Origin of the sequence: Rhodoferax sp., from assembly GCF_025354435.1 — a bacterium.
GTDB lineage: Bacteria > Pseudomonadota > Gammaproteobacteria > Burkholderiales > Burkholderiaceae_C > Rhodoferax_B.
The window spans coordinates 102151-113887 of record NZ_JANXMU010000036.1; the positions used below are offsets into that span (position 1 = coordinate 102151).

An 11737-nucleotide genomic window follows, 5' to 3' on the forward strand; every position below is an offset into this window, starting at 1 on the left:
GGGGGCTTTCACTGGTAGGGCCCCGTGCGGCCTCTCAGCCCGTCGACCACGCCGCGCACCATCATGCGCAGGCGCAGGAAACGTTGGGGCGTGAATGGCAGGAAGTAGCCTGCAAACTGTACCAGCCGGGCTAAAAAGTGGAGTTTCCAGCGCCAGGGCGTGTAGGGCCTGGCACTGAGCAAGATTGAATTTCTGAACATGTAGTCGCTAGTCATCATTCGGTCGCCGAAATTGCTGTATCAACGGCAAGTTTTGGTGTGCTTGCGCAATACCACTAGAAACTTGCGGCGAATGAACTTCAGCTTGACGTAAAAACCCAGCGCGTAGCGGGTCCACTGGGAGATATCGCCAGCTTGTTGAAGCTTGCGCAAATTTTCAAGTTCTGCTCGGTGCATGGCGTTCATGTTCGAACTTAGGCCTGCTTGCCCGTATTGGTGCTTGTGGATAGCCGCCAAAGGCCGATCAATTCCCGACATTGAAACCCCGCGCAAAGCCAGTTGCATCAAAAAAAAGTGATCTTCCATGTGGCGCTGCCCGGTGGGAAAGCGTAGCGGAGCATCCGCTCTAACCATGATGGATGGCGTAATGAATGGGTTCTTTAGTAGCACTTTCCATGGTTTTACTGTCCGACCTTGAACGCCTTCGGTTGTAAATGGAAGCCACGGCACACGGTCGCCATCGGCTCTAATGAACCCATGGCCCGTCAACATCAATGCGGGGCGCGCGCGCATGTAGTTGTATTGCAGGGCAAGCTTCTCAGGATGCCAGGTATCGTCGGCATCCAAAAAAGCGACATAGCGGCCTTTCGCCGCCGCCCAGCCTGCGTTGCGCGCCGTGGCGGCACCGTGATTGACCGCAATTGTGACCACCGAAATCCAACCGGCAGGGTACGCGGCGAGCAGTCGTTGAAGTACCAAGGGAGTATCGTCGTCGTTTCCGTCGTCTACCAAAATAACTTCTTGCGGCCGCATGGACTGCCCTGCAATCGACGCGACCGCACGTTTGATGGTTTTGGCACAACGAAAGCAGGGGACGACAATCGAAACAGGCAGGTGGGAGCTCATACCGATTGAAGCCCTCGTAACACTGCTCGCACATGGTGCCAGTGGCCTAGAAAAAGGCGCTTCACCAGCATTGAGGTCAGCAAACTGACCGTTGGCAGTATGGGCAGTGATGTGTGTCGACGGAAAAAACGTACCGCAGAGCAAACAAAGTACTCGTCGATCTTGGGACTGCCTCGGCCCAAGCTGCCTGAGCCTCGGTGCCAAACGTGCGAGTCGTCGGCCGTTCCAATCTGCCAACCGTGGCGACGCAGCCGAAAACCCAAGTCTGTATCTTCCCAGTACATGAAAAATGTCTCTTCGTCGAAAAGGCCTATTTCATGCAAGGCGCTGCTGCGCAGGAGCATTGATGCACCGGAAACAAACGCCAGTTCGCCTGGCGCGCGCAATGGTTGCGATCGGCCCAGCCATGGGTTGACTCGGCCACCGCCCCAAAGCTGGATAAGGTCCGTGGACCCCAGTTCATAGATCACAGAGCCAACGGCCCCTAGCCGGGGGGTGGATTCCGCCATGCGCACCATCGCAGACAAAGTCTGCGGTTCAACAGTGGCGTCACTGTTGATGAGCCAAATGTAGTCGGACGATCGTGCCAAAGCCTCGCGCATCCCTACATTGCAACCGCCACCAAAGCCACGGTTTTCGTTGGTGATCAACACCTCCAGTGCGGGATAGGCCTGCGTTATTCGTTCGACCGAATCGTCGGTGGAGTGGTTGTCGATCAACAAGATTGCGGGCGCTGGGGCCACAAGCTTGTGCAGCGATGCCAAGCATTTCAAGGTGTCAGCCCAACCGTTCCAATTGAGGACAATAACCGTAACTTTAGGAGCCACCAATTTAGTCCAATGTGGTTAATTTTTTCTTCGCGCTCAGTAGGTACTGGGGTGTGATGAGACCCTCAAAAATTCTGAGGGTGGCTTGGTTTACTGCATGTTTCAAGCGGTTTTCTGCAAAGCTGAGCGCTGTGCATTGCGCAGACTCCAAGTCTGCATGGTTCAGTAGAGCTATAGCAGAGTGCTTGGAGAAGAATCGGAGATGTGTTCGGTCCATGATGCCGTCCTCCTCATATTGCCATCGGCCTTTCAGCAACAATGGTAGAACGACGGTGTGATGCCTGATGTTGGGTAGCGTTACAACGATGGTTCCGCCCGGTTTGAGGTGCAGTGTCACCAGCCGATGTAAGGTTCTCCAAGGGTTGACCATGTGTTCTAGAACATCCAGGCACAGGATTGTGTTAAACATGGAAATACCATCCGGCAGCACTGCATGCTCGATGTCGAGGCAGTAAATTTCATCCGCTTTACTGCGGGCCAGTGTGGCGGCATCTTCGAAAATTTCGATGCCCGTGGTGTGGGTGGTGCCAGGACGCTTGCGTAGCCACTCTAGGGTCACGCCTGCACCGCAGCCAACTTCTAGAACGCTACCACAGCGCTCAGGCAATGCTGGAGCGATTTCATGCCGTACGTGGCCGAAGTAGGGTGGAGATTTGTCGGTGTAGGTCTGCATGGTTTACATGGTTTCTTTGGTTTTTGGACTCTGCACTCCGTATCGGCATGCCAGCGTCATGAGTACGAAATCTACGAGTCCTCGTCCAACAGATGCCAATGCAGCACCCCAAAGGCCCAATGTGGATACGGCCCACCACAAGCAGACCAGATACGGCACGATCTCAAGTAAATGGATCGTAGCAATGATTCTGGTTTGTCGATTTGCTAGCAATGCGAGGTACGGAATCTGGGTCAAAGCGTTAATGGCAAAAGCGATGAGTAGTACTTGCGCTAGACGTGCAGCATCGGCGGCGAAGGCTGCTCCCATCCACCACGCGATGAAGTCTGGAAGTACGAACCAACCGGTTACAGCACACGTCGACACAAGTCCACCTGCAAGCCAGTGCGCATGATTCAAGATGTCTCGCCATTCGCTGCCGTGATCCTGTTCGTTTTTTGAGAAGTGGGAGGCCCGAACCAGCTCGGGCAACAACACGCTGCAGGCAGAGGCAATTAAAACTGGAAAACGTGAAACGACATCGAATGGAATGGTGTACAGACTGACTATGCTGGCACCAACCATTAAGCCAATAACAAACCGGTCTGCATACAAGATCACCGGACCGAGAACGCTACTGAGCGTCATCCATCCACCAAACGACAGTAGTGTTTTAAGTTGCTGCCATCCGCTCAGAAAGTACATTTTCTTCAGTGACTCACTGACGGAAAGTCTCTGTTGGTGTGCTAGTAATTTCAGCAACGCAAGCATTTGGAACAAACGCACCAGTAGTATGCTGATCGCGGCCCAAGATAGATCCGGAGTCCATTGCGCGGTGAGAAACGGACCAACAATCAACATCACACCAGCGGGAATGCGGACCATGTTTAGATTTCGAAATGCACCCTTGCCTTCAAAATGACCACGCAGAGCCGATGTCACTAACAACAGTGGCAGGCTGGGTAGGATCCAGTTAGTGGCGGTCCGTACCTCTTCTTCTAAAGCGGGTGAGGACAAGTGAAACGGGATAGTAAAAACATGCAGTACGCCAGCCAGCACCAAGGCGCTAATGCTACCCAGAAAAAGTAGCGCGAAGAGAGCCGATCCGGTGACTTTGAGTTCGGCCCGCTCCGGTGATAGTCCTGATGGAACTGCTGCAACCGCAACTGTCACGGCGCGCCCTAGTCCAAGATCCAAAAAACTGAGGTAACCAACAAACACCCAAATGAGCGACAACACTCCCATGCGCTCAGCACCCAGTGTTCTGAGTAGCGCAGGGGCCACCACCATGGCGGCAAACATGGGTAGTACATCCCCCATCAATGCCCAGAATGCTGACGACTGCAGCGCGTGAAAACGAAGCCGAGCAGCGGTCATATCGTCGCGGCAGTTTGTGTCTGTGATAGGCGTAAGCTGGCATCTGGAACGAGTTGGCCCAACAGCCTCAGAATCTGCGGAACGTCGTTTGATAAAAGTACAGTCTTGAGGTCTGCCAAGGCCAAAGTAAGACCATCCCATTGGATAAATTTTTCGCGGGCCTGCATGATGCGCGGGTGTGCAGTAGTCTGGGGATTGTCACCGGTCAAGAGCTCCTCGTAGAGTTTTTCACCAGGACGTAACCCGGTAATGGCAATTTCGATATCGCCGTCGGGATGGGTTGCGTTACGAACTGTGAGGCCGGAGAGTGCGACCATTCGGAGGGCCAAATCGATAATTTTGATCGGCTCGCCCATATCCAGCACAAACACATCCCCGCCATACGCCATGGCACCGGCTTGTAACACCAACTGTGCGGCCTCGGGGATGGTCATGAAGTAGCGGGTCACCTCGGGGTGGGTCACGGTCAGTGGCCCGCCGTGCACCAATTGCTTGCGGAACAAGGGCACGACACTGCCGCTGGAGCCCAGGACGTTGCCAAACCGCACCATGGCAAAAAGGGTATTGTTGGCGGTGGTGTTGGGGCTGCTGGTGTCCTCATTCCACTGCACCACCGGGCTGGCGGCCAGGGCTTGCAATATCAGCTCGGCAATCCGTTTGGTGGCCCCCATCACATTAGTGGGCCGCACGGCTTTGTCGGTAGACACCAGCACGAAATGCGCCACCGAGGTGGTGACGGCGGCGCGCGCCATGTTCAGCGTGCCAAACACGTTGTTCAAGATGCCTTCGGCCGGATTGCTTTCGACCAGCGGCACATGCTTGTAGGCAGCGGCGTGGTAGACGGTTGCGGGCCGGTACTGGGTACAGATGGCCAGCATGCGCGCGTAGTGGCCCACACTGCCCAGCAGCGGCACCAGTTCCACGTCCAGACTGCATTGGCTGCACAGGGTTTGGAGCTCCGCATGGATGGTGTAAAGCCCGAACTCGTTGTGGTCTACCAGCACCAGCCGCAGGGGGCGCTCTGCCACGATCTGTCGGCACAGCTCGCCACCGATACTGCCCCCGGCACCGGTCACCAGCACGGTTTTGTCGGTGAGGTTGCGGGCCAGCAGCTCGGGGTGGGGCGGAATGGGTTCGCGGCCCAGCAGGTCTTCGATGTCGAGTTCGCGGATGTCTTGCACCGTGACGCGGCCGCTGGCCAGATCTGACAGGCCGGGCAGGGTACGCACGTGCACCGGCAGGGTTTGCAGGGTTTGCAGAATTTCGTTGCGGCGCTCCCGGCTGACGCTGGGGATGGCCAGCAAGATGTCGGTGACATTCTCCCGATGGACAATACCGGGGATATCCTGCGGCCCGTACACCGGCACGCCGTTGATGCTGCGGCCTGTCTTGGCTGCATCGTCGTCCACAAAGCCCAGGAGGGTGTAGGTGCGCGTGCTGCCCAGGGCAGCGGCCGTTTGTACGCCTGCATTGCCCGCGCCATAAATCAGCAAGCGCGCGTCGGTGCGACGGGCCCCGCCATCCAGACCGGCCAGCCAGTAACGGGCTACTGACCGGCTGGCACCCACCAGCAGCAAGAAAATGAGTGGCTGCAGAATACCAATGCTGCGTGGGATCACTTCCCACTGCATCCATTGCAACCACTGTAGTAAGACAATTAGCCAGAGGGTGTATATCCCTACGGCCTGGGCGGTGGCAGTAAGAGCCGCCATGCCGGTGTAGCGAAAAATCGCCCGGTACAGGCCAAAGCGCACAAAAATGGGTACCGACAGCACCGGCCCAAGTGCATACACCGCCCATTGCGCACCGGTTGGCCAATGCGGCCGGTCCAGCCGCAGGGTGAACGCCAGCCACATGGCAAACAGCCCCAGGATCACATCCAGCGTCACCACCACCAGCCGCTTGGTGGAGCGGGACCATTGCAGAATGGCGTGCTGGTTGGAAAGAAATGCCCGCATCATTCGGGACGCTGTGGGGACGGGTGTGCCTTGGCCAGCACGTCCGACACCAGTTCCAACCGTACCAGCGGGCTGTCCAGGGCCAGTAGATTGTGTTTGAGCTGCACCGACAGCGGCAGCATTTCACACCAGCGGTTGGCCACCCAGCCGCAATCGTCCAGCTGCATGGGTAGCAGGATGGGGAAGCGGTTTTCTGCCACATGCTGTTCACGCAGCGTCTGGACCAGTTGCCCCAGGATATGGGATGCGTGGGCCAGGTCGCTGGGAATAGGAGTGGCGACATCGTCGTTCAGCAGCTCCACATCTGCCACCCATTGGCCGTGGGCCAGCTGGCGACTCGAGTTGATCCGAAAGCGCTCGGTGCCCAGGCAGTCAATCTCCATCAAACCGGGTTGGGGTGCCTCGAAATGGGTGATACGGGCCAGCGTACCCACCGGATGGAACAGCCCACTCTGGGCTCCAGGGCGGCGTACTTCGGAGCCCTGCATCAGCGAGACGATACCGAAGGGGGTTCCATCCTTGCGGCATTGCTCCACCATGTGGAGGTAGCGCACTTCAAAAATACGCAAGGGCAGCAGACCACCGGGGAACAGCACGGTCTCCAGGGGGAACAAGGGCAGGTTGGCGTGGGCGCGGGGTGTGGACAAAGGGGGCTCTGGGCAAACGGTTACAGGCGCTATCATCCCACGACCCGAATAGGCGTTTGCATGTTGTACCAAATCATCTCGTTTTTGTTGGAAGTCGCCACCGGTCTGGTCGGCAGTGCTTGCCTGTTGCGCCTGTATATGCAGTACCAGCGCATTTCATTTCGTAATCCTGTCGGGAACCTGGTGTTTGCGCTCAGCGACTGGCTGGTGCTGCCACTGCGGCGGCTGGTGCCTGCGGTGGGTCGCTGGGATCTGGCCAGTGTGATCGCCCCGTTTTTGCTGAAGCTGCTGCAGTTCTTCTTGCTGTGGTTGTGGGCGGGCGGCGTGGCGGGTGTGCAGGCGGTGCCGGTGCTGGCGGTGTTTGGCGTGGTGTCGATGGTCATTACCGGCCTGATCGGCATGCTGCTTATCTACAGCGTGCTGTCGTGGATGCAGGCCCGCTCACCGCTGTCCGATGTGCTGGAGCGCCTATGTGCCCCTTTGCTGCAACCCGTTCGGCGTATCGTGCCGCCGGTGGGTGGCTTTGATCTATCGGCGCTGGTGCTGTTGGTGCTGTTGCAGGTTGCATCCATCGTGATGAACTACGCACTGCCAGCGGTGTTGGTGATGCTATAAACCCGCACGCTGCTATCTATTTTAAATATATTTTTAGTAGCAGATAGTGCAGGTGGAACCTACGCTATCTGCCATTTTTACTTACTAAAAAGGGCCTAAAAACCTAAACAACCGCATCGACTGGCTGCTTGAGCAGCATAGCTAGCGTGTGGGCGATGGTTTTGCGCAACTCTTTGCGGTTGCAGATCAGGTCGATGGCACCCTTTTGCTGCAGGAACTCGGCCCGCTGGAAGCCTTCGGGCAAGGTCACGCGCACGGTGGATTCGATCACGCGGGGGCCGGCAAAGCCGATCAACGCCTTGGGCTCGGCAATCACCACGTCGCCCACAAACGCAAAACCTGCGCTCACGCCGCCCATGGTCGGGTCGGTCAGCACGCTGATGTAAGGCAGGCCTTTTTTGGCCAGGCGGGTTAAAGACGCATTGGTTTTGGCCATTTGCATCAGGCTCAGTAAGCCTTCTTGCATGCGCGCGCCGCCGGTGGCGGTAAAGCAAATGAAGGGCACTTTTTGCTCAATGGCGGCGTGCACGGCGCGCACAAAGCGCTCGCCCACCACGCTGCCCATGCTGCCGCCCATGAATTCAAATTCAAAGCAGGCCACCACCACGTTGATACCGTGGACCGAGCCGCCCATCACCACCAGTGCATCGGTTTCACCGGTGTTTTCCATAGCCTCTTTGATGCGCTCGGGGTACTTGCGGCTGTCCTTGAACTTCAGCGGATCGACCGGCACCACCTCCTGGCCCAGTTCGTAGCGGCCTTCGGCATCCAGAAATACATTCAGCCGCGCGCGGGCGCTGATGCGGTGGTGGTGGCCGCAGGTGGGGCAGACGTTCTGGTTCTGCTCCAGGTCGGTCTTGTACAGCACGGTTTCGCAGCTTGGGCATTTGATCCACAGCCCCTCGGGCACGCTGCGCCGGTCGGCCGGGTCGGAGCGCTGGATTTTGGTGGGGAGCAGTTTTTCAAGCCAAGACATGTGGGTTCCTCTGTACTGTGGGCGCGCCCTGGCCATCCAGGGGCGCGCCGGGGATTATGCGTCTAGCGCTGTGCGGATGCCGCGCAAGAAGTCGGCGGCGGTGGCCACTACCTGGTCGTGCGGCTGGTTTTCGATCAGCTGGATGATCTTGCTGCCGATCACCACCGCGTCAGCCACCTGGCCGATGGCGCGGGCGGTTTCGGCATCGCGGATGCCAAAACCCACGCCCACGGGGATGTGCACGTGCTGGCGGATGCGTGGCAGCATGGCCCCGACCGCGCCGGTGTCCAGCGTGCCCGCACCCGTCACGCCCTTGAGCGACACGTAGTACACGTAGCCGCTGGCCACTTTGGCCACCTGTTGCATGCGTTTTTCGGTGGAGGTGGGGGCCAGCAGAAAGATCAGGTCCATGTTGTGGGCCTTGAGCTTGGCGGCAAAGTCCACGCATTCTTCGGGCGGGTAGTCCACCACCAGCACGCCGTCCACACCGGCTTTCGAGGCGTTCTGGATGAAGGCATCGGCACCATGCGTCTGGTCGTAGCGCTCCACCGGGTTGGCGTAGCCCATCAGCACCACGGGCGTATGCGCGTCTTGCAGGCGGAACTGGCGCACCATCTCCAGCACGTCGGCCATGCCGATGCCAAAAGCCAGGGCCTTGTCGCCCGACTTCTGGATCACCGGGCCGTCGGCCATGGGGTCGCTGAACGGTATGCCCAGCTCGATCACGTCGGCCCCGGCGGCCACCATGCCGTGCATCAGCGCGGGCGTGATGTCGGCGAAGGGGTAGCCAGCGGTGACATACGGAATCAAGGCCTTACGGCCTGCTTTCTGGAGCTGGGCGAAGGTGGTCGTGATGCGGCTCATACAGCCTCCTTGAGGGTGTTGCCTGCACCTTTGACGGTCAGGCCGCGCATGGAAGGGCGGTCATAGAAATCGCTGCCCGACAAATCGGCCACCGTGCCAATGTCCTTGTCGCCCCGGCCCGACAGGTTCACCAGAATCGACTGGTCGGGCCGCATGATTTTAGCCAGCTTCATGGCGTAAGCAAAGGCGTGGCTGGATTCCAGCGCAGGGATGATGCCCTCGGTGCGGCACAGGTAATGGAAGGCGGTCAAAGCTTCCGCGTCGGTAATCCCCACGTACTCGGCGCGGCCAATGTCCTTCAGGAACGCATGCTCGGGGCCGACGCCGGGGTAGTCCAGCCCGGCGCTGATGCTGTGGGTTTCGGTGACCTGGCCGTTCGCGTCTTGCAGCAAATAGGTGCGGTTGCCGTGGAGCACGCCCGGGCTACCCTTTTGCAGCGATGCCGAGTGTTTGCCCGATTCCAGGCCTTCGCCCGCCGCTTCCACGCCAATCAGCCGGGTGGCCGCCACATCGATGTAGGGGTAGAAAATGCCCATGGCATTGCTGCCACCGCCCACGCAGGCCACCACGGCATCGGGTTGGGGACTGGTACAGCCCGCAGCCGCCAGCATTTCGGGCATTTGCACCAGGCATTCGTTGCCGATCACGCTCTGGAAGTCGCGCACCATCATCGGGTAGGGGTGCGGGCCCGCCACCGTGCCGATGATGTAGAAAGTGTTGTCCACATTGGCCACCCAGTCGCGCATGGCCTCGTTCAGCGCGTCTTTCAGGGTTTTACTGCCCGACTCCACCGGCACCACGGTGGCACCCAGCAGCTTCATGCGGTAGACGTTGGGGCTTTGGCGCTTCACGTCTTCGCTGCCCATGTAGACCACGCACTCCAGGCCGTAGCGGGCGCAGATGGTGGCCGTGGCTACGCCGTGCTGGCCCGCGCCCGTCTCGGCAATGATGCGCGGCTTGCCCATGCGCTTGGCCAGCATGGCCTGGCCGATGGTGTTGTTGATCTTGTGCGCGCCGGTGTGGTTCAGGTCTTCGCGCTTGAGGAAGATCTGCGCGCCGCCCATTTCACGGCTGGTGCGGGCCGCGTGGTAGACCGGCGATGGGCGGCCGACAAAGTGGGCCAGTTCCGATTCAAACTCGGCCAGAAAGGCCGGGTCATGCTGGTACTGGGCGTAAGCGTCTTTCAGCTCTTCAATGGCGTGGGTCAGCGTCTCGGAAACGAAACTGCCGCCATAAATGCCGAAGTGGCCTGAGACATCAGGCTGTTGGTAGGTTGTCATGGTTTAACTTTGCAAGTTGGTCGTCTGCCGCGCGCACAGCGGCGACAAACTGGTGGATTTTTGCGGCGTCTTTAATCCCCTTGGAGATTTCGACACCGGAGCTCACATCAACGGACAGCGACAAAGCGCGTGGCCGAACCTGCAAAATGCCATCGGTCACGTTTGCAGGCGTGAGTCCACCACTTAAGACGAGGTGAGAGCTGACGCTTGGAGGAAGACGTGACCAATTGAATGTTTTTCCGCCGCCACCAAAACCTTCGACGTGTGCGTCGAGCAGGATGGCTTGGGCTGTTGCGTAATCGGAAGCAAATTTTAGCAAGTCGAACGGCTGACTGTCATCCAGGGGAATTCGGGCTGCCCGTAAAAAGGGCCGCGTGCCGTTGGCACTGGCCGCCCAGCACTCCGCAGGCGACTCTTCACCATGAAATTGCACTGTAGCGCTTGGTATATATGCACATGCAGCTATTACATTGATAGCGAACTCGTTGACGAACAATAAAACTGGTGTAACGAAGGGCGGCAAGCGCTTGGCCAGCTCGGCCGCGCGCTGGGGCGTCACGTAGCGCGGGCTGGGCGGGTACAGCACAAAGCCGACGGCATCGGCCCCGGCGGCGACGGCTGCGTCCACGTCTTGCTCGCGGGTCAAGCCGCAAATTTTGATGCGGGTGCGCTGGTGAAAAATTTTGGGTGTCATGGCAACCAATCATAGGCTGGCGTGCGGTCGGGCAAGCCCCAGTGTTCTGGATACACCGGCCCCATGAAGTACAAACCGTCGGGAGAGAAGGTGGGGGCGGCGGCTTTGCGGTCACGCGCGGCCAGTACGTCCAAAATCCACTCTGGCGGCTGGAAGCCCTGGCCTATCACCACCAGGCAGCCCATCAGGTTGCGGATCATGTGGTGCAAAAAGGCATTGGCTTCAAACTCAAAGCGCCAGTACACGCCGCGTTGGGAGATATCGATGCGGCTCAGGGTTTTGATTGGCGACAAGGCCTGGCAGCGCGCCGCCCTGAACGATGAAAAGTCATGCTCGCCCAGCAAATGGGCGGCTGCCTGTTGCATGGCGGCCTGGTCCAGCGGACGGTAGACCCAGCCCACGCGCCCGCCTTCCACGCTGGGGCGCACCGGCGACTCCAGCAGCGCGTACACATAGCGGCGGGCCACGGCGCTGGCGCGGCAGTGGAAGCTGTTGGGCATTTCCTGGGCCCACTGCACGGCGATATCGCGGGGTAAAAAGGCATTCACGCCGCGCACCCACGAGGCGGTGGGGCGCTGCAGGGGCGTGTCGAAGTGCACCACCTGCATCAGGCCGTGCACACCGGCATCGGTGCGGCCTGCGCACAGGGTGGACACCTTGCGCTGGCTGAACGCGGCCAGCGCGGCCTCCAGCTTGTCTTGCACGGTGTTGCCAGACAGCTGGCTCTGCCATCCCTCGTAGCCCTGGCCGTTGTAGCTAACGCCCAGGGCTATCCGCACAGCG

General features: G+C 59.1%; 13 protein-coding genes. 1 reads left to right on the plus strand and 12 read right to left on the minus strand.

What is annotated here, in order from left to right; genetic code table 11:
* Positions 1 to 8: 8 nt before the first annotated feature.
* The 7 genes from Q0T48_RS09385 to Q0T48_RS09415 are packed head-to-tail and all read right to left on the minus strand — an operon-like array spanning position 9 to position 6525.
* Positions 9 to 218 carry a hypothetical protein gene (locus Q0T48_RS09385; protein WP_295955487.1) on the minus strand — a complete coding sequence of 70 codons (210 nt, stop codon included), beginning with the start codon at positions 216 to 218 and terminating at the stop codon, positions 9 to 11.
* A 21-nt stretch (positions 219 to 239) separates the two neighbouring features.
* Complete coding sequence (locus Q0T48_RS09390) at positions 240 to 1064, minus strand: glycosyltransferase family 2 protein (protein WP_295955489.1); 825 nt, start codon at positions 1062 to 1064, stop codon at positions 240 to 242.
* Positions 1061 to 1891, minus strand: a complete 831-nt coding sequence (locus Q0T48_RS09395) for a glycosyltransferase family 2 protein (protein ID WP_295955492.1) — start codon at positions 1889 to 1891, stop codon at positions 1061 to 1063. Before Q0T48_RS09395 ends, Q0T48_RS09390 begins: the two co-directional genes overlap by 4 nt.
* 4 nt (positions 1892 to 1895) lie before the next feature.
* Entirely contained in the window at positions 1896 to 2564 is a 669-nt protein-coding gene (locus Q0T48_RS09400) for a class I SAM-dependent methyltransferase (protein ID WP_295955494.1), read from the minus strand.
* Positions 2565 to 2567: 3 nt separating this feature from the next.
* Entirely contained in the window at positions 2568 to 3920 is a 1353-nt protein-coding gene (locus Q0T48_RS09405; RefSeq protein ID WP_295955496.1) for an oligosaccharide flippase family protein, read from the minus strand.
* On the minus strand, positions 3917 to 5878 hold the full coding sequence (locus tag Q0T48_RS09410) for a nucleoside-diphosphate sugar epimerase/dehydratase (RefSeq protein ID WP_295955499.1): 1962 nt from the start codon (positions 5876 to 5878) through the stop codon (positions 3917 to 3919). Before Q0T48_RS09410 ends, Q0T48_RS09405 begins: the two co-directional genes overlap by 4 nt.
* Positions 5878 to 6525, minus strand: coding sequence for an LON peptidase substrate-binding domain-containing protein (locus tag Q0T48_RS09415; protein WP_295955502.1), 648 nt, complete (start codon positions 6523 to 6525; stop codon positions 5878 to 5880). The genes Q0T48_RS09410 and Q0T48_RS09415 overlap by 1 nt, the downstream gene beginning before the upstream one ends.
* A 60-nt stretch (positions 6526 to 6585) precedes the next feature.
* Between Q0T48_RS09415 and Q0T48_RS09420 the strand changes: the two genes are divergently transcribed.
* Positions 6586 to 7140, plus strand: coding sequence for a YggT family protein (locus Q0T48_RS09420; protein WP_295955504.1), 555 nt, complete (start codon positions 6586 to 6588; stop codon positions 7138 to 7140).
* Between the two features lie 103 nt (positions 7141 to 7243).
* Here Q0T48_RS09420 and accD read toward each other — a convergent pair whose 3' ends face one another.
* From accD to truA, 5 genes are read right to left on the minus strand one after another with little or no spacing between them, the layout of a single operon-like run.
* Entirely contained in the window at positions 7244 to 8116 is an 873-nt protein-coding gene (gene accD / locus Q0T48_RS09425; RefSeq protein ID WP_295955508.1) for an acetyl-CoA carboxylase, carboxyltransferase subunit beta, read from the minus strand.
* A 54-nt stretch (positions 8117 to 8170) separates the two neighbouring features.
* On the minus strand, positions 8171 to 8980 hold the full coding sequence (gene trpA / locus Q0T48_RS09430; RefSeq protein ID WP_295955510.1) for a tryptophan synthase subunit alpha: 810 nt from the start codon (positions 8978 to 8980) through the stop codon (positions 8171 to 8173).
* Complete coding sequence (gene trpB, locus Q0T48_RS09435; RefSeq protein WP_295955514.1) at positions 8977 to 10260, minus strand: tryptophan synthase subunit beta; 1284 nt, start codon at positions 10258 to 10260, stop codon at positions 8977 to 8979. Before trpB ends, trpA begins: the two co-directional genes overlap by 4 nt.
* Positions 10238 to 10954, minus strand: a complete 717-nt coding sequence (locus Q0T48_RS09440) for a phosphoribosylanthranilate isomerase (protein WP_295955516.1) — start codon at positions 10952 to 10954, stop codon at positions 10238 to 10240. Before Q0T48_RS09440 ends, trpB begins: the two co-directional genes overlap by 23 nt.
* Complete coding sequence (gene truA, locus Q0T48_RS09445) at positions 10951 to 11733, minus strand: tRNA pseudouridine(38-40) synthase TruA (protein ID WP_295955519.1); 783 nt, start codon at positions 11731 to 11733, stop codon at positions 10951 to 10953. Before truA ends, Q0T48_RS09440 begins: the two co-directional genes overlap by 4 nt.
* Between the last annotated feature and the right edge of the window lie 4 nt (positions 11734 to 11737).